At 33.6% G+C, this 17,936-nt stretch carries 18 protein-coding genes; 8 read left to right on the forward strand and 10 right to left on the reverse strand.

The window, feature by feature from the left end; all coding sequences use genetic code 11:
- Position 1: 1 nt before the first annotated feature.
- Positions 2-655, reverse strand: coding sequence for a copper amine oxidase N-terminal domain-containing protein (locus ACQKMV_RS21570; RefSeq protein ID WP_427506396.1), 654 nt, complete (start codon positions 653-655; stop codon positions 2-4).
- Positions 656-956: 301 nt separating this feature from the next.
- On the opposite strand from ACQKMV_RS21570, the gene ACQKMV_RS21575 reads away from it, so the two are divergent.
- From ACQKMV_RS21575 to ACQKMV_RS21600, 6 genes are all read left to right on the forward strand, one after another.
- Positions 957-1,424: a LytTR family DNA-binding domain-containing protein gene (locus tag ACQKMV_RS21575; protein ID WP_427506397.1), complete on the forward strand. Its 468-nt coding sequence runs from the start codon at positions 957-959 to the stop codon at positions 1,422-1,424.
- Positions 1,425-1,505: 81 nt separating this feature from the next.
- Positions 1,506-2,024 carry a hypothetical protein gene (locus ACQKMV_RS21580; protein WP_427506399.1) on the forward strand — a complete coding sequence of 173 codons (519 nt, stop codon included), beginning with the start codon at positions 1,506-1,508 and terminating at the stop codon, positions 2,022-2,024.
- 24 nt (positions 2,025-2,048) lie between these two features.
- The gene (locus tag ACQKMV_RS21585) at positions 2,049-2,435 is read left to right on the forward strand and encodes a DUF3021 family protein (protein WP_427506400.1); all 387 of its coding nucleotides are present in this window, start codon (positions 2,049-2,051) and stop codon (positions 2,433-2,435) included.
- Positions 2,436-3,108: 673 nt separating this feature from the next.
- Positions 3,109-3,546, forward strand: a complete 438-nt coding sequence (locus ACQKMV_RS21590; RefSeq protein ID WP_427506401.1) for a LytTR family DNA-binding domain-containing protein — start codon at positions 3,109-3,111, stop codon at positions 3,544-3,546.
- A 12-nt stretch (positions 3,547-3,558) separates the two neighbouring features.
- Positions 3,559-3,999, forward strand: coding sequence for a DUF3021 family protein (locus tag ACQKMV_RS21595; RefSeq protein WP_427506402.1), 441 nt, complete (start codon positions 3,559-3,561; stop codon positions 3,997-3,999).
- Positions 4,000-4,186: 187 nt separating this feature from the next.
- Entirely contained in the window at positions 4,187-5,491 is a 1,305-nt protein-coding gene (locus ACQKMV_RS21600; RefSeq protein WP_427506403.1) for an alpha/beta hydrolase family protein, read from the forward strand.
- Between the two features lie 272 nt (positions 5,492-5,763).
- Here the strand turns inward: ACQKMV_RS21600 and ACQKMV_RS21605 are convergent, their stop codons facing one another.
- From ACQKMV_RS21605 to ACQKMV_RS21640, 8 genes are all read right to left on the reverse strand, one after another.
- Entirely contained in the window at positions 5,764-7,716 is a 1,953-nt protein-coding gene (locus ACQKMV_RS21605; RefSeq protein WP_427506405.1) for an LTA synthase family protein, read from the reverse strand.
- A 786-nt stretch (positions 7,717-8,502) separates the two neighbouring features.
- Positions 8,503-8,817, reverse strand: a complete 315-nt coding sequence (locus ACQKMV_RS21610) for a hypothetical protein (RefSeq protein WP_427506406.1) — start codon at positions 8,815-8,817, stop codon at positions 8,503-8,505.
- Between the two features lie 610 nt (positions 8,818-9,427).
- Complete coding sequence (locus tag ACQKMV_RS21615; RefSeq protein WP_427506407.1) at positions 9,428-10,696, reverse strand: MFS transporter; 1,269 nt, start codon at positions 10,694-10,696, stop codon at positions 9,428-9,430.
- A gap of 31 nt (positions 10,697-10,727) precedes the next feature.
- Positions 10,728-11,048 carry a DsrE/DsrF/TusD sulfur relay family protein gene (locus ACQKMV_RS21620; protein ID WP_427422906.1) on the reverse strand — a complete coding sequence of 107 codons (321 nt, stop codon included), beginning with the start codon at positions 11,046-11,048 and terminating at the stop codon, positions 10,728-10,730.
- Between the two features lie 25 nt (positions 11,049-11,073).
- Positions 11,074-11,724 (reverse strand): ArsR/SmtB family transcription factor, encoded by a 651-nt coding sequence (locus ACQKMV_RS21625; RefSeq protein WP_427506408.1) that lies wholly within the window; start codon positions 11,722-11,724, stop codon positions 11,074-11,076.
- 176 nt (positions 11,725-11,900) lie between these two features.
- Entirely contained in the window at positions 11,901-13,088 is a 1,188-nt protein-coding gene (locus ACQKMV_RS21630) for an MFS transporter (RefSeq protein ID WP_427506410.1), read from the reverse strand.
- A 340-nt stretch (positions 13,089-13,428) separates the two neighbouring features.
- Positions 13,429-13,584 (reverse strand): hypothetical protein, encoded by a 156-nt coding sequence (locus ACQKMV_RS21635; protein ID WP_198516273.1) that lies wholly within the window; start codon positions 13,582-13,584, stop codon positions 13,429-13,431.
- 450 nt (positions 13,585-14,034) lie between these two features.
- The gene (locus ACQKMV_RS21640; protein ID WP_427506412.1) at positions 14,035-14,982 is read right to left on the reverse strand and encodes a bile acid:sodium symporter family protein; all 948 of its coding nucleotides are present in this window, start codon (positions 14,980-14,982) and stop codon (positions 14,035-14,037) included.
- Between the two features lie 135 nt (positions 14,983-15,117).
- Here ACQKMV_RS21640 and ACQKMV_RS21645 point away from each other — a divergent pair, with 135 nt between their 5' ends.
- Entirely contained in the window at positions 15,118-16,143 is a 1,026-nt protein-coding gene (locus ACQKMV_RS21645; protein ID WP_427506413.1) for an S-layer homology domain-containing protein, read from the forward strand.
- 138 nt (positions 16,144-16,281) lie between these two features.
- On the opposite strand, the gene ACQKMV_RS21650 is transcribed toward ACQKMV_RS21645, so the two are convergent.
- Entirely contained in the window at positions 16,282-17,172 is an 891-nt protein-coding gene (locus ACQKMV_RS21650; RefSeq protein WP_427506415.1) for a LysR family transcriptional regulator, read from the reverse strand.
- Between the two features lie 113 nt (positions 17,173-17,285).
- Between ACQKMV_RS21650 and ACQKMV_RS21655 the strand changes: the two genes are divergently transcribed.
- Complete coding sequence (locus tag ACQKMV_RS21655; protein ID WP_427422912.1) at positions 17,286-17,843, forward strand: flavodoxin family protein; 558 nt, start codon at positions 17,286-17,288, stop codon at positions 17,841-17,843.
- The last annotated feature ends 93 nt before the right edge of the window (positions 17,844-17,936 follow it).

Genomic DNA, 17,936 nt, shown 5'->3' on the forward strand with positions numbered 1-17,936 from the left:
CCTAATTCGTAATTGGCTGGCATAAAAATGTTTGATTACTTTCTTGCCACTCTGCTATATAACCTAAGCCATTCGTTATTGTACTAATAGGTACATATAACTCTTCATTTACATAAAATGCTTGTGCAGGAGATGGTGTTTTCACATTGTTAGCATAAACAACGTTAGTTCCAGCACGGTAAATTAATTCATTTGCTTGATCCTGGATATCTAAAATTTTACTTTCTTTATAAAAGGTTGCTTTTGCTCCTAGGGCCTGTGCAACAGCTTTACCCGGTACAAAAAATTCCCCGTCTTTTGGTATAACAAAAAAACTCAGCTCCTTATTTGTACTTTCTACCTTTAATGTGACCTTTTGAGAGCTTGCGAAAGGTAGCACTTCTTTATCTGCAGCAACTGTTCGTGTCCAAATATTCCAAGTACCCTTGGCACTCACAGCGTCTTGAAAGTAGTAAGTTTCACCTTCTTCTTCATCGTCATAGTAATATTTCTCATCATCATCGTCGTCCTCGTCGTCCTTATAGTCCTTATACTCTTTATACTTTTCATGTTTTTTATCTTCATGTTCGTGATCATCTGCATGTACAATTACACCATCTGTTATAAAACTTGCCAATATTAGAACTACAATAAAACTAATTTTTTTCATCTTCATCGACACTACTCCTTTCTATTGACTTCATTTTAGGTTTTAAAAATGATACAAGACTGAAATTCCCAAACAAATTTTTACATTTTAAAAAGCCATTTCTATAGACAGATTCCTCTGCACTAAGAAATGGCTTGGTTCATAAAATCTCTTATTCTTTTGTATACTACATCTCAGTAAACTATCCTACAATATAAGCTGGGTACTCAAAATCAGAGTAACTTTTTTGATATACTCTTTACAAATATCGCATAAACGTTCACATTAAATTATGAAGAAACAACTTTGAAAGGAATATATGTCTTAAATGAAAGTAAACATTAAAATAATTGAAAAACTTAAAGAAGAATCATGTACGTTTAACATTCACAAAGTAACGTCTTTTATTCAAGATATCGTATCCACTCTTGAAAAAAGCTCTGACAACTATTTAATAGCAAAGTCTACATCCAAAGACGAACAAGAAAAAATTCCTTACTCAAACATATTTTATTTGGAATATCTTGAACGAAAAATATTCATTTACACAAATGATACTATTTTTGAAACAAAAAGCCCTTTATATAAATTAGAACAGGATCTTCCCAATAACTTTATCAGAATCTCAAAAACTATCATTATCAATATTCATTTTTTAAATAAATTTTCGGTTAAAACTAATGGTAGTCTTGAAGCAATTCTCTCTAATGAAGAAAAAATAATTGTGTCAAGAAAATATGTATCTTCCTTAAAAAAAGGGCTAACAAGATATTCCAAAACTCCACTTATGTATTGATTTTCACCACATATGTTTAAACGTATTTCTTTATCCCCTATTTGATGCCATTATGGATAACATCAAAGGAGGTAATAAAAAATGTTTAACATTATTCAAGAAGTGCTTTTAAGAACGCCATTGTGGGTATGGATATTATTATTTTTTTTAATAAAAAGAGGTATTGCTATTTCTCAGGAAAGGCCAATCAATTTATCTAAAATGTTTTTAGTTCCTTTCATATTTATGATATGGGGATTTGAAAAAATGATCACTCAATTTTCGCACTTAGAATTTTGTTTAATTAGCTATTTCTTTTTCATATTTCCTGGGACTTTAATTGGTTATTTATTGTATAAAAAATATCAAAATTTTTTCAAATTGGAATCAGTTATTATCAGGAAGAAGTGCTATCTTCCATTAATCATTATCTTGATAAATTTTTTGGTGAAGTATCTTTTAAATGTAACTTTGGGCATCTCTCCATCATTTTATAATGACATTTCAATTAATATCATTTATTCTGCAGTAAGTGGACTATCTATAGGACTTTTCTTCGGGGGAATTCTTTATACATATAATGTACAAAAAGAATTAAACAAGCCTATCTTACAATCATAAAAATTTTGAGGGGAAGACATTTCATTGCAATTAAAAAATAGATTATTTTCAGGTTTAGGCACTGGTGCATTTATATATATGCTAGTTTTACTATCGAGAAATAACATCATCTCTTCAGAAGCTGAGATTATGGGTGTGTTAATAATCTCAGCTTGCGCAGGTATTTTTACAATCATTTTTGAAATTGAAAAAATTAACTATTTATTTGCTTTAGGCATCCATTTTATCTTGATGTTTCTAGTCGTCTTCTCTATATCTTTATATAACAAGTGGACAGATAATTTTCTAAGTGTAGATTTTCTTGGTGGTTTTTTATTAATATATATATTTGCATGGATTATAACAATTATTAAGACAAAAAAAGATGCAAATGAACTCAATACATTACTAAAACAGATAAGAAATTTTTAAATTAAAAGAGTATTTAAATAGACCAAATCATATTTACCGATACTAATCGGCAACGTCTAATATCCTCTCTGGAGGATTAAATGGTACAGAAGATCACTCCTTTTACAGAGTGGTCTTTTGTATTTCCCACTAATGGAGAGCATTTGCTGATGAAATGTGAATGGAAAAAATGAATGATGTATCTTTGGAATGTTTCAAATTATTATATATCGTTTAAATCAAAGAGCAAATAAGATGATTGGAAGAATTTCCATGAACAAAAAACTCGCGAAACTACTATCTGTAATTAATTGCGCTCCCTACATGGATATTGCTTTGTTGACCTGATGTGATTCCCCCCGCTTGTAGTGGTTCTAATGATAGTACTATTTGTAATTTCTAAGCTTTCACATTAGTAAAGAGGGTTAAAAAAATAACGAGTGAAAAATAGTCACTCGCTATTTCTTTTTCTTTATATTTCCTGTATTGCTCCCTTTCTCCTTCACTTGACTTAGCAGATTATGGATAATATTATAGTATAAAATCCAAACGGTTAATCAGATAAAATGAAAAAAGGATTGTATATGGAGGTGTTGTCATTAAAATAAACAAACCAAATTAGCTTTGCTTCATTTGCAAATTTATATAGAATTCAAGTGAAACTGAAATAATTTGAATTTTCGTGGGTGATGATTTGAAAATTTCAATAGAAAAAATAAGCCAAGAATTAGAAGAAGAGATTATTATTAGGTGTCATGAGGTTGATGACGAAATATATGACATCATCAACAAGCTGAAAACCGAGAACCTCATTTTACTTGGCCATCAAAATGAAAGTATTCACCGCATTAACCTTGGTGATATCTATTATTTCGAGGCAGTCGAGGGAAAAGTTTTTATGTACTGCAAGGATAACGTTTTTGAGGTAAAACAAAAACTATACGAATTAGAAGAATTATGTACGGGGAAAAACTGTTTTCGCGCGTCGAAATCAACAATTTTGAACATCACGAAAATTTCATCTGTTTATCCGACCATTAGTGGCCGATTCGAAGCGGTGTTGGATAACGGAGAGCGTGCTGTTATATCAAGGCAGTATGTGCCTATCCTAAAAAATATGCTTGGTTTGTAAAGAGGGATACATATGAATTTTTTTGAATTTGTGCAAAAGATAATTAAGAATTTCTTTATCATCTTCGCATCCATAATCATGATGGTTACTTTGTTGCGACAAATGTTTTATCCTGACATGGCCTTGGCCTTTGATTTGAAGTCGATTTATATCATAATGGCAATTTCATTTTTAAGTGCATTAACCGGATTTATTTTATATTCTCCTAAAGATCTAAGCGAGAAGGAAATGCGAATAAGGATTATTATTCATTTCTTCACTTTGGAGATTTTATTGATTGTCCTTGGCAGCGCTCTGAATCTTGTAACTGATCCAACAGGTGTAATCCTTCTTGCATTGCAAATTGCCGTAATCTATCTCATAGTTCGTGTACTGTCATGGCAAAATGATAAAAAAGATGCAAAAAAAATCAATGAAAAACTAAAGGCATTAAAGAAAGACTTTGGTGAGTGATCAAAAAAATTAATAAGCAGTAGTTATCTGTAACAAATTATTTTACGGTAAGCATTAGAGCTTACCGTTTTTTTTTTGCATCTTATTAGCCTGTGGATACAACTTACCATTTTTCCATATACATCCTCCATTCCGTTTAATATGATGATTTTACAAAAAATTTTTCCAATGAGGTGGAGTTATGAATATGGGGATTTTCCTTTTATTAGTCGCTTTGATTTTTGAGATTACCTTTGCCATCTATTGCATAGTAACAAAGAAAAACCATAAAAAAATAAAGAATTGGATTAGGATTGCTGTATTTATTGTATTTGTAATACTTGCTGCTTCATCAGTGATTGTCTGGAGTTTTCGCTGGATAATGCTTGCTATACTACTTTTCTTATTAGCTTTAAATGGTACAGTATCTCTTATCCATAAGAAAACGAATAGTAAACCATACAAAACTTCTAGCATTGTTTGGAAGTCCATTATGATGATATTGACATTTGTATTTGTACTTTCACCTGTCATTATTTTTCCACAGCACCATTCACCAAAAGTGACAGGAGAATATGAAGTTGCAACCGCTACTTACACATATGTTGACAAAAATCGTATTGAGGAATTTACTAACACAGGGGACAAAAGATTTGTTAATGTAGAATTTTGGTATCCCAAAAACGCAAATGGAACATACCCTCTATTGGTGTTCTCACATGGGGCATTAGGTATCAAGATAAGCAACAGATCTACTTATACTGAACTGGCAAGCCACGGTTATGTAGTCGTTTCAATCGATCATCCCTATCACTCCTTCTATACTCGTTCAGAGGATGGAACAGTAGCTATGGTCCATTCAGATTTCCGCCATGAATTCGAAAAATATGCGATTAATGGCAGTTACTCAAATGAAGAAAAGTACAATATCATTCAAAAATGGGAGAAACTACGAACAGACGATATGAACTTTGTTATTGATACGATCCTTCAAAAGTCCAAAAATGATAATGACCCTATTTATCAACATATCAATACAGAGAAAATTGGTGTGTTTGGACACTCAATGGGCGGTGCAGCGAGTGTATGGGTAGACAGAGAACGTAATGATATAAGTGCAGTTGTAAATATTGATGGCCCGTTCTTTAGTGAGCTTGTTTATAAGAAAGATATGGATGATTTTGTAGCTAGCAGCAAAGACTTTACGACCCCACTTCTTAGCATTTATTCTGACGATGTATGGGGACAGCTTGAGAGCAGCTCCACTTTAATAGCAAACAACCCCAAAAATGAACACTTCAAAGAAGCATATACTGTTCATTTTCAAGGGGCAAAACATTTAAGTTTGACCGATTTGCCGCTTTTCTCTCCAATACTGGCAAATATTTTACAAGGAGGAAAAGCTGATATTGATCAATATTACTGTATTGAAACTGAAAATGAACTAATTCTTAAATTTTTTGACTTTGAATTAAAGGGAATCGGCCATTTTGCTCCCAAAGAGACATATTGAATAAAGTTTCTGCCGTAATTTGCACTTGTCATCGATATTTTGGATACGGCGACCATGTCCTGTTAAATTTATAGCAAAGTCTTATTGAGTCTTCTCTTTAAAAAACTTTTCTTTCATTAAAACATCTAAAAAGGCTTAGGAATAATCCCTAAGCCTTTCAATCTTTCTATATAAAAAACAATTCAAGATAACGGTAGATACCAAAAGCAATCGGATAATAAACGCTTTGATATCAAACACATCATCTTGAACTGCCCAGCAAATTGCAACAATTATTTAGATTCTACATTCGCATCTTTTGAGTAATTATACTTAGAAGGATCCACTGGAGTATAACCTTTTGGCGTATAGAATCTCAACAAGTCACCATTCACCACTTTGTCAGATAATTCTAATTTACGATCTACATTATTTTTAAGAGTTTTCGCATACTCTAATTGACTATCATCTAGTAGTAAACCTGTTTTATTATCATAAAATTTCCCATTCACCGAATAAATAGTAGGACTGACAAAACCGCCATTTCTAAATGGTACAACTTCATCATGGTCTTTTGATAATAAGTCGGAACCAAATTGAACAAATTTTTGCGTATCAATTCCTAGTAAATGTAATAACGTTGGAAGAAGGTCTGTTTGGCCACCATAAGCATGGTTAGTTCCACCTTGCATTCCTGGAACATGTATAAATAATGGTACGCGTTGCAAATTAGCATTTTCATACGGTGTAATTTCTTTTCCAATGACTTGTTCCATCGCATCATTATGATTATCTGAAATACCGTAATGGTCACCATAAAGAACAATCATCGTATTATCATATAAGCCTAATTCTTTTAATTGATTGAACATTTGTTTGATTGCTTCATCTGCATAACGTGCTGTTTGGAAATAATTATCTACACTTGCATCTCCAGTATTAGCTTTATTAATTGTTACTAAGTCTTGATTCATTGTATACGGGAAGTGGTTCCCTACCGTAATAAATTTCGTATAAAAAGGTTGTGGTAACGATTTTAATAGACTTTCAGATTGTTTAAAGAATGGTTTATCTAACAAACCATATTCAGCCATGTTTTCTGAAGAATTCGTGTCATAGTAGCTAGCATCGTAGAAATGCTCAAATCCAAATGATTTATAAATCTCATTACGATTCCAGAAGCTTCCGTTATTACCATGGAATACAGCAGATGTATAACCATAATCTTTTAAAATACTAGGAGCTGCTTGGTACGTATTTTGTGCTTTTGTAATATAAGCAGATCCTTGTGGTAACCCAAACATAGAATTTTCCAGCATAAATTCTGCATCGGAAGTTTTACCTTGACCTGTTTGATGGAAGAAATTATCAAAATACATTGTATTCTTATCTTTTGTTAATGAATTTAAAAATGGTGTAACTTCTTCACCGTTTAATTTATAGTTGATAAGAAAGTTTTGGAATGATTCTAAATGTAAATAGATGACGTTCATTCCTTTTGCTTTACCAAAATATTCTGCATTCGGTTTGGCGTAGTTAGATTTTGTATAGTTCATCACTTCTGTAATATCACTACTATCCGCCAAAGCTCTCTGTGAAGATGCTTTCATAGTTTCTACTGAATCATAAATCGTATAGTTATACATTCCTAGATATTTCACAATATAGTTTCTATCAAAACCTCGAGATAATAGTTGCGGACGATCTGCTTCAGCTAATCCTAAATTTAGGAATGATATTGCTAATGCAAAAGTAATGATTGCCGTTGCTTTTTTATATCCAAAACGATTGGTTTCCTTTGGTATTCTTCTTGAGAATCGTAGGTAAAACATTACAAATACATCCACAAAGAACAAGATATCAAAAGGCTTTATTAAAGTAAGAACACTACCACCTAAATCTCCGAAGTTCTGCGTTTGGATAACTGTAGGTAATGTAATGAAATCACTGAAAAATCGATAATAAACAACATTGGCATATAAAAGAATAGACATCAGAGTGTAAACTACAACTAGTGATGTATATTTTCTCTTTCCTCTAAATAAAAATGATATTCCTAGAAACAGCATTGCTGAACCTAGTGGATTTATTAGTAAAAGGAAATGTTGAAGGAATCCTTCTACTCCTAGTTTAAATTGTGTTGTTTGAGTGATGTATGTTTTAATCCATAACATTAAAACAGCTAGTATATATATCCCTAAAAAGTTCTTTAACAGGGCATCTTTTTTACTTAATAAATTTTTCATTTTTGCACCTACCTTTTACTTACTTAAATTAAATTCTAGATGTATATTAACTTAGATAATAAGTATATATTGCATTTTTAAAATTGTTACTTCACAATAGCTTTTTCCGCAACTATTGTATACTACTCCCCTTATAGACTTCTGTCAAGTTGTTAATATAATTGAAGATTACGGGGGATTTTAAACCTTTGGAATACCTCATTGTTTATTCATTTTTCCCACTTAAATTCAACAATAGCAATTCTAAAACAGAATTTTAGTTTTTACAATTAAATTTTGTGACATGAAACTTATAATTTTGTAAGGTTTAATTTCATTGAACTACTCCCACTTTCGCTTCGCTTAGAAGTTGGAAATTTCTAAGAACACCTTCGTAACTGAAAGTTTGAATTTTATGTACATCATTACCCATAATACCTAATATTACAGCACCAATAAAAATACCAGCACATCACAATAATGGTATAAATAACCATTTATCATATGTAATATTACAATAAACGTTCTCTCAAAAAAATTTTGAAACATTAAACCTCTATCTAACTACTTCTTATATAGAAAGAATTATTGGATACTCATCGAACCATTAAATTAATACAAGTAAAAAAAACCCTGTTTGATTCTTTAACTAAACTGCGCCGTTAGTAAAAAAGCGTTTCAATTTATTATAGAAACGCACCCGTTAAATTAACTCGTTTGAGTGAATACTATGTAGAATCAATTGCTATGAATACCTATTCCATCAAAACCCTCTCATTCATAGCAATTGCTCATTTGTTTACATTATTATTTTGATGAACTACCAGTTGATCGATTAATGGCTGTATTTTGTACTGATTGATTCATTTGTTGTGAAGACTGGTTTGTTTGTTCTTGAGGTTGCTTCGTTTGTTGTGAAGATTGGTTCATTTGTTGAAAAGGCTGAGACATTTGCTGCAATGGTTGTGCCATTTGTTGTATTGGCTGCATCATTTGTTGGGCACTCTGTAGGTTTAATTTATTCGAAATATTTTTTGTGAACTGTTGAAGGGTACCATTTTGCAATCCTCTAGCAACACCTAAAATAACAGCTCCTATTACACTCCATGTAAGAAATCTCACTAATACACCTCCTTCCTAAAAAAATTTGAAACAGGTTTAGTATTGGAAATCAGGCTAATACTATACTGAACATTTTTTGGGTTATTATTGTTTTGATACTAACCGATTGAAAAAAGGTACTAAAACATCCATACATAAAAAAACAGATGTTCCATGTATTCAGTCAATTATATTTAATCATTTGGTAGTAAACGTACTCCTAAAGATGTAGTTAACACCACTTTTAAAGGTTTAAATAGGGGGAAAGTTTCTATTGTTGATGGAATTAACAATATATTTACTAGTATTGTTCTACGATTAACAGAAAAGAGAGATGCTATCTCGTTTTGTGAATGGTCTCCCTCATGATAAAGTTTTAGAATTGCTATTTTTTGAATATTTACTTTTACACATAAAAATACTCCCCATTAAATAAACAGATTTTATTTTTTCATCTGTCTACCTAATGAGGAGCATATCAAAAATCGGAGGTGCAGTTTTTATATGGAAAAAAATAGTGTAGTACTAAAATGTTTAGTAACCCGAGATGTGCTAGTGGAAGTGCCATCATGTATAATGTGGTTGAAACCACAAAAGAGAACAATTTAAGTTCCTATCATTAAAACTTATCTCAAGCTTTTCTAGACCAAATAACAACTGGAATAAGAATTAAGGATAAAAGACCCCCTGCTAAAGATAGAGTTGCATAACTTGCATTAGCTACTACCATGCCTGAAAGAGCACCACCAGAAGCTCCTGCTAGTGCAACTAAAACATCTATTTTCCCTTGTGTTTTTGCACGTGTGGAAGGTTCAGTCGAATCAACTATTTGAGCAGTACCACTAATTAAGCCAAAGTTCCAGCCCAATCCTAGTAAAGAAAGCGCTACGATTAATAGAACCATAGAATCGCTCGGTGCAAATGCTGCTAATAAACCAGCAAATAACAAAGTCACTCCTGAAGCAATACTCATGGCTGTTCGTCCGATTTTATCAACGAGAACGCCTGTTACGAGCGACGGAAGATACATGGAACCTACATGAAATCCAATAACAATTCCTACTTCCGATAAACCATGACCATGATGTTTCATATGTACTGGTGTCATCGTCATGATAGCAACCATTACAATTTGAGTAAGTACCATAACCGTTGCACCGACTGTAAGACCTCTTTTATTGATAGCTCTTTCACTAAGGGATTCCGCTTTATTTCCATATCCGTTTTCTCGTCTGTCTGCTTGTATCATTTTTGCAATTTCTAACGGATCAGGACGCAACATAATAAATAGGACAAGACCTGCTAATATAAATGCTGTTGCTGATAAAATAAAAGGACCTGCGAGTGCCGGCACACCAATAGAAACCGCAAATTTGCCCAAAATTTCTACTAAATTTGGACCTGCCACGGCACCAAAGGTTGTCATAACCATTGTCGTACTGATAGCAGTTGCTCGTTGTTTATTATTTGCTAAATCTGTCCCTGCATAGCGAGCTTGTAAATTTGTCGCAGTCCCTGCACCATAGATTAGTAGAGAAGCAAATAATAAAATGACACTATTCATCATGGCAGCAATGACAACACCAATTGCACCCAGTCCCCCTACAAAAAAGCCGGTCGATAAACCTGTACGACGCCCATAACGTTGTGATAGTTTCCCTACAATTAAAGCTGCACCTGCCGACCCTAAAGTAAATAAAGCGGATGGTACTCCTGCATAAGCATCCGTTCCTAGCATTTGCTGAGCTAAAAGTGCCCCTACAGTAATACCTGCTGCAAGCCCTGCCCCACCAAAAACTTGTGAGAGACTAACAACGATTAACACTCGTTTATATAAGCTCTTTAACTTTTCGGGTGAATTTATATAAGTCTCTGTGGTTTCTTGTGCTTTTCCAAGCATCTTTCAACACCTTCTTTCTACTTCTCAAGAATTAAAACGTCACCATTTTGTCAGCCCATTCAACAACTTCAACACAGTCATCCATTGTAGAAATTGGACAAGTAGTTGTTTTATCTAGTAATCTCGATTTTAAACATGTTCCACAAGCTAAAAGGTCACCTTTTAATTCTTCAAATTTATTCATTTGATCTTTTACATTAAAACTTGGATGTTCAATGTTTTCACATTCTACAGCTTCACCCATTAAAAATAGCTTAACTTCATGTTCTTTCATTAATGCAGCGTTCGCGAACCTAAATGCATTCCACGCTTTCTCCGGTTCTTTCGTCTCCAAAATAATTCCTAGTTTCATTCTTAGTTCCTCCGCTCTAATTTAATTATTTCGTAAATTGTAGCCATTCTTTAACGCCTTGTTCCATACGAAATGCGTTGATTCCTTTTGATTTTAGAATTTTCACCGCTTCTGCTGACATTAAACAATAAGGTCCTCTACAATAAGCAACAACATCACAATTGGCTGGAAACGATGCAAGCTTCTCTTCTAATTCTTCGATAGGAATAGAAACAGCACCAGGAATATGTGCCTCTTCATATTCTTCTTTAGGTCTTACATCCAATAGTAAAACCTCGCCTTTTTCCATTCGAGGAACAAGTTCTGAAAATGTTATTCCTTCTAGCCCAAGTTGATCATTTAAAAACTCGTCTTTTATTTGTTGAACTTGAATTAGTTGCTTTTCTGATAAAGAATGTAATGCAATTAAAAAGTCAGAAATAACTTCATCCGCTAGTTCGTAAATGACGTAATTTCCTTCCTTCTTAAATTTAACCAATCTCGAATTAAAAAGGGTTTTCAAATGTTGCGAAACATTAGCAACTGACATTTCCGTATTTTTTGCTAAAGCATCTACAGACTTTGGACCTTGTGATAAAATATCAAGAATTTCCAATCGTTTAGGGCTTGATAAACTTTTTCCAATTCTTGCAAACTCTTGATATAATAAATCCTTTAAATTACGTTCATTAAGCATATAAAACCTCCAAACTATTCAATAAATTAATTGAATAGTTGAATTATATCCATAATAATGATTTTTTTCAATTACCTTTACTTCAACAAACCTGACCTCGTAAAATGTAGACTTAAATAAGAAGGAAGAACTGCCAAAAAATGTTTACAGATTTGACAGTTCTTTTTTGTTTATGTTTAGTGAGCATGCATAACAACGTTCTTTTTCTTTGAATATAGTAAAAAAGTGATGGTTAAACTTAAGCTAATAATACCAAAAACAAGTCCCAATCCACTTAAACCAACTAAATCTAGCATCATTCCTGTTGACAATAAGACGGCCTGAAAGATGACAGAATCAATCATATTACGGAATGAGAAAAATCGCCCATGAAATTCTTTTGGCACTTGCTTTTGAAAAATAACCATCGTCGTTGGGAAAAAACAGCCTACCGAAAAACCAAAAACTCCAAAAGCCACTAATGCCAAAAATTTAATATCCGAGAATATTAGCATAAGCTCCATCGATCCGATGATAAATGCTAATAAAAAAAGTAGTGTTCCAGTGTTAAGCCGTTCTGTAATCAATTTCAAACCAGCTGCACCTAGCATGAAACCTATGCCCTCAACTGTATATAATAATCCTGATATTGTCGTTGAATGATGGATCTCAGAAATTTTCATAATAACTAAATTAAAGGAACCTAAAAATAATGTTGGAATTAACATTAAAACAAGTGTCATTAATACAACAGGGTGCTCTCTCACCATCGGTAACACTTCTTTAAAGTCTCCCTTTTCTTTAGCTGCTGATGATTGATTTACAGTTTCATCTAATTGTAGAAAGTTCGTAATAACAAACATCATCATATAGACAATAAATGAAATGATGTACAACCATTTCAGCTCAAAGAAACTTAGCATGAATCCCGCTGCAGCAGTACCAATAATCCTTGAAATCGTTCGAGCATTCATTTGCCAAGCATTTAATGTTATTAAATCCTTATCCTTAACAATCATTGGTATAATAGATTGTAGGGCAGGCATATAAAAGGCGGCTGCTATTTGCAACGTAATTAAAAAAAGAATCATCCAAATAACCGAATTTGTATAAAGTGCCATAAACATAAATAAAACACTTATAATTCGTCCCACACTAGCCCACTGTACAACTGTTTTCTTCATTGATCTGTCAATAATACGACCTGCCAACGGACCTACTACTAAGCCCGCCAATATACCACAAGAAATGATTAATGATTTGTGAAAGTCAGAGGGTACGACCTCTTGCATAAAAGCAAGATTTCCTATAATCCCAGCCCACAAGCCAAGACCTACAACAAATTCACCTAATAAAATTATCCATACATTTCGATTACTCCACATGCTGTATCTCCTCGTAGTTTCATTTATTAATTAATAAATCGTAACAAAATTACAAATATTAGTACATAGTCAATTTACAATAATTTCATTCTTTATATGCATTGAAAATATTTTCTATTTATGTATTTATGAGATCTTGCTTAATAGATATTTAATTATGAAATATCGCCTTTTCGAATCACATCCAAAAAAACACCGTTTGACTCCATTATCAAACGATGTCTATTGTAAACAAACGCTACTTTGATTGTATAAAGCTGTTTAGTATATTTTAATCGACAGACCCTCCATTTAGCATTTTGTGAGGAGCCTTAAAACTGACACTACGCAAGCTTTCAATTTATAATAATTTTCTTACAAGGCGGCGCCAGCCTATCCAGAAAATAATGACCACCATCCCTGCTCCAACCGACTCGGTCAGTTTCCATAAAAGTATAAGAATAAGCAAAATAATTAACGGAAGAATCGTTAGCTTCAAATCATCTAACTCTTTCATTCACGCATCCTTCTTTCTCATTCAACATTTGCTTTCTTTAAGGAAAAATAAGCTTAAACTTTATAAATTTTAACTATTTATTGATATTTTTTGAGAAAAATCATTACCCAAAATACTTCCAATAGCGCAAAGCACCAGCATTTCTAGTATAAAAACTTTTGGTGTTTACTCTCAAATATATATTTTTGTATAATTTTTAAGATGCAAAATCTCCCCCATCCCCCAATTAAATAACATGGCTATCGCTTATCTTCATCATATTCTGAAGGTAGCATAATGGAAACCTCATATTTTGTTATTTTCAATGATGGTAATGCATCAAAATTTTTAGTGTTTTTTTGTAACAGCTTCATCATCATGATGTAGCGTTCTAATAACAGTCGATAGCTACTGCATTGTGAGTCTTACAAAAAACATTCGCTTTCTCTCAAACAATCGTTCATCATATATTTAACCTTCCGCATATTTCAGCTGATACTTTTCCATTAATCGACTAAAGAACGAGGCTAGAACTTGCTGAAATAGCATACCAAACACTACAGGCATAACCGTTTTTGCAGGAAAGTATGTAGTCGCTATTACAACCCCTACAGCAATATTACGCATCCCTCCTGTAAAAACGAACATCGTAACAATGCTTTTATCCTTCCAAAGTATATGCCCTAATACTAAACAAAAAGCATATCCTGATACAGCTAGAAGAAATACGACCAAAATAACACTAACAAGCTCCAAGTTAATATTTTTAATATATGGAGCAATTGCACTACTATTTATCATTACAATACTAAATAAGCTAAGTTTTGAAAAAGGGGCTAATTTCTTTCCTAAAGTAAGCTCAATTTTACCTTTAGTAAACTCATTTAACGCTACACCTATAAGAGAAGGAACAACAATCATCCAAAGTAAATCTAGAACGAGAGCAACAGTATCAATTTCAATTGTTTGCCCTACAACAATATGAAGTAATGCTGGAATAACAATGGGCGAAATGAGTGTATCGATTAAAATAATTGCAAGACATAATGCAAGATGCCCCCTACAAATACTGACCCAAATAAAACTCGTTACCCCTGTTGGTATAGCGACTGCTAAAACAAAACCAATTGTCAGTAGATGATCGTGAAAGATGATGTTTGATACTAAATAAGCCCAAATTGGCATGAGTAGGTGTAAAAATGCGATAACAATTAAAATAACTGTTGGGTATTTTTTAAGATTTTTTATTCCTTCAAAATTCATGCTTAAACTACCTGCAAATGTCATAAAAGCAAACAGCCAGGGTACTAAAAATAATAGCTGATGCCCTACGTTTTCAAACAACACACCAACCACTAAACTAAGCGGTGTTAAAATAGGCATCCATTTTTGTAGGTATTTATTTAAACTAGTCAACATTTTTTTATTCCTTCTTTCTTAAAAGAACAATTTTCTTCAGCCTCTTTATAGTAAAATAAACCAAAAAAATTTGCAGTTTTTATCCATTTCCTTCAAACTGTTAACATGATTAGAAAGAAAGGATGACTGAGACAAATGAAAAAATTAGTGTGCGCTTTATTGCTTTCCCTATTTGTTGTGGCAAGTGGATACACTGTACAAGCTGCTGGCTTTAAGGATGTGCCAGAAGATCACTATGCCTACGAAGCCATAATGTGGGCAGAGGAATATGATATCGTTAACGGCTATGCAGATGGTACGTTTAAGCCCAATGTAACAATCACAGAGCAACAATTCGCAAAACTACTTGCTAACTTTTATGAGCTTGAAACACCATATGATGAGGTAAAAAAGCAAACCCCTGCAGCAAACTGGTCTGATGAATTTTACAATCGACTTGCAAGCTATGGTGCTCCTTTAAACGGATATTTCGATAACACTATTCGAGCAGCTAATGTGAAGCGCGGAGTTGTGGCACAGGCAATTACACATTTAGCTAAAGGTAAAAGTGGGTTAGATCAATCCATACAGTTTTTACTCGATTATTACATTTCCACTGGTCAAAACTTTCAGTATGAAAATCGCAATTTACAGAAGTTTTTTGGCGTAACAAATAATATGACACGAGCTCAAGTCGTTACAATGCTCCACCGTATGGATGAAAGAAATTTTTATGAAATTTCAGAGGACGCACAAGCAATTCATGAAAATACGAGTAATGCTTCTTTAAATACACGAGCGAAAAATGGCCAAAATCAGCTAGATAAAACAATGCAGCTGACAACACCTTCTAAAAGTGCTTGGGACGGTACCTATTCGTATTACTATAAGTGGGGTACAGGCTCAACAGATTTTAATCGCCGTGATGCCTATATTTCAAACGCAACAAGCAAAAACTTTAATATATCCATTACTTCAAATGATGGGACTGCTGCAGGGAGTGTCGATGGGACTGCTACAATTACTTCTAGCACTAAAGCCGTGATGAACAAATCCTCAAACGGCAATCGTTGTGTATTAGAGTTTGAACGCCTTAATAATGCGCTTAAAATTACCGAGGTAGATTGTCGTACAGAGCATGATGAAGGCACTAATTTTTCTGGGACTTTAAAGAAACAATAGGTTTTCCATAGGTCCGACTGGAATTCAAAGGAACACCCTTGAGGTACTTTCATAAGTCACCATAATACCCTTCCATATTGAAAAGAACTAAAAAGTGCGAAATGGATTAAAATATTCATTCGCACTTTTTTCATGCTCCTAAAACTTCTTATATCTCTCCATGGCAATCTCTATAAAATCAGCGAGATACGGAGATATATGTTTATCCTTATGCCAAGCTATATCCGTAAAAATCTCTGCTAAATTCATTGATGTAGTCAGTTCTTTTAAACGGTGGTTTTCTAACTCCTGCTCCACCACCATTTTGGGTAAGAATGTAATGCCTAAGCCTGCCATCACACATTGCTTAATGGCCTCAATACTTGCAAACTCAATCATTTGTATTGGTTGCGTACCTTCCTTCTGCAGCTGTACTTCCAATTGATTACGGTAGGAGCAACCACTTTCCGTCAGAAGCAACGTTTCATTTGATAGTTGCTGTAAAGAAAATACATCTCTCCCCTCGTCGCTGTTAGGAGGTGCACTAACAAATACTAATTGCTCTTGAATAAGTCGCTTTCGATGTAGCATAGGTGTTTCCTTATATGCATCTGTAATTAATGCTACATCGAGCTTGCCTGACTGTAATAAATCTTTGGCGATTTCGGTTGTATGTACAGGCTTAAAAATGATTTTGACTTGTGGATGGGATTTCTGAAATTGTTGTAAAATACTCGGCAGACGGTACACACACTGACTTTCCTGTGCACCTATTTTTAACACCGCTTGTGTTTGTTCATTTAATACAGCTTTTTTCATCTCCACGTTTAAATCTAGCATTTTTTGGGAATACTGTTGTAATCGCTTGCCCTCCTCCGTAAGGGTTATGCGTTTTCCGAGCCTTTCAAAAAGGACAACACCAAGCTCTTCTTCAAGAGATTTAATTTGTGCTGTAATACTCGACTGAGCATAATCTAGTAACTGAGCAGTCTGCGTAAAACTTAACGTTTCTGAAGCTGTTAAAAACGTTTGTAGCTGTTTCATATCCATCTATTTCACCCCTAAATCGTTTTTTTCGATTCATTACATCGAAACATTCAGCTTTATCGATAATAAAAATAAGTTTACACTAGTTATAACCTAAAGGATAGAGGAGGATTCTTATGAACATTACCGCATTTATTGGTAGCTCTAGAGCCGATAGTAATAGTGAACAACTAGCTGACTATGTGTTAGAGGGCATTAGACATGAAAAAATAGATCTAAAAAATTTAACGATTGACCCCATCAACGATTTGCGTCATGATGACAATGGCTTTCAGTTTGTAGATGATGATTATGATCAAATTATCAATGCGTTTTTAACAAGTGATATCGTTATTTTTGCGACACCGATATATTGGTATAGCATGTCAGGAATAATGAAGAACATGGTGGATCGTCTGAGTCAAGCTATTCGAGATGAGCGTTTTCCACAGCTAAAAGAAAAACTACAAACTACCGAGGCCATTGTTCTTGCTGTCGGTGGTGACGACCCATATATAAAGGGCCTACCAATGATTCAACAATTCCAATATATCTTTGACTTCTTAAAGATGCCGTTCTCCTCTTATATTATTGGAGAGGCAAACAAACCTGGTGAGATTAGTCATGATGCACAGGCAATAGCACAGGCATCCATTTTAAATAAGAAGTTAAAATCACGTATCTATCCCATTTAATCAGAACCACCAGTCTAACTGGTGGTTTGCTCTACGCGTGAAACGCTGGGGTACTGGCCCATGTCTAAAGACACACTGAAAGGTCCGCCAACC

It is taken from the genome of Lysinibacillus sp. NPDC094403 (assembly GCF_050278745.1).
Lineage (GTDB): Bacteria > Bacillota > Bacilli > Bacillales_A > Planococcaceae > Lysinibacillus.

Coding starts and splice junctions, on each gene's coding strand:
- ACQKMV_RS21570 (WP_427506396.1), bottom strand. CDS start 655: ATGAAGATGAAAAAAATTAGTTTTATTGTAGTTCTAATATTGGCAAGT.
- ACQKMV_RS21645 (WP_427506413.1), top strand. CDS start 15,118: ATGAAAAAATTAGTGTGCGCTTTATTGCTTTCCCTATTTGTTGTGGCA.
- ACQKMV_RS21640 (WP_427506412.1), bottom strand. CDS start 14,982: ATGTTGACTAGTTTAAATAAATACCTACAAAAATGGATGCCTATTTTA.
- ACQKMV_RS21655 (WP_427422912.1), top strand. CDS start 17,286: ATGAACATTACCGCATTTATTGGTAGCTCTAGAGCCGATAGTAATAGT.
- ACQKMV_RS21595 (WP_427506402.1), top strand. CDS start 3,559: ATGAATTTTTTTGAATTTGTGCAAAAGATAATTAAGAATTTCTTTATC.
- ACQKMV_RS21620 (WP_427422906.1), bottom strand. CDS start 11,048: ATGAAACTAGGAATTATTTTGGAGACGAAAGAACCGGAGAAAGCGTGG.
- ACQKMV_RS21615 (WP_427506407.1), bottom strand. CDS start 10,696: ATGCTTGGAAAAGCACAAGAAACCACAGAGACTTATATAAATTCACCC.
- ACQKMV_RS21605 (WP_427506405.1), bottom strand. CDS start 7,716: ATGAAAAATTTATTAAGTAAAAAAGATGCCCTGTTAAAGAACTTTTTA.
- ACQKMV_RS21635 (WP_198516273.1), bottom strand. CDS start 13,584: ATGAAAGAGTTAGATGATTTGAAGCTAACGATTCTTCCGTTAATTATT.
- ACQKMV_RS21580 (WP_427506399.1), top strand. CDS start 1,506: ATGTTTAACATTATTCAAGAAGTGCTTTTAAGAACGCCATTGTGGGTA.
- ACQKMV_RS21630 (WP_427506410.1), bottom strand. CDS start 13,088: ATGTGGAGTAATCGAAATGTATGGATAATTTTATTAGGTGAATTTGTT.
- ACQKMV_RS21625 (WP_427506408.1), bottom strand. CDS start 11,724: ATGCTTAATGAACGTAATTTAAAGGATTTATTATATCAAGAGTTTGCA.
- ACQKMV_RS21600 (WP_427506403.1), top strand. CDS start 4,187: ATGGGGATTTTCCTTTTATTAGTCGCTTTGATTTTTGAGATTACCTTT.
- ACQKMV_RS21650 (WP_427506415.1), bottom strand. CDS start 17,172: ATGGATATGAAACAGCTACAAACGTTTTTAACAGCTTCAGAAACGTTA.
- ACQKMV_RS21575 (WP_427506397.1), top strand. CDS start 957: ATGAAAGTAAACATTAAAATAATTGAAAAACTTAAAGAAGAATCATGT.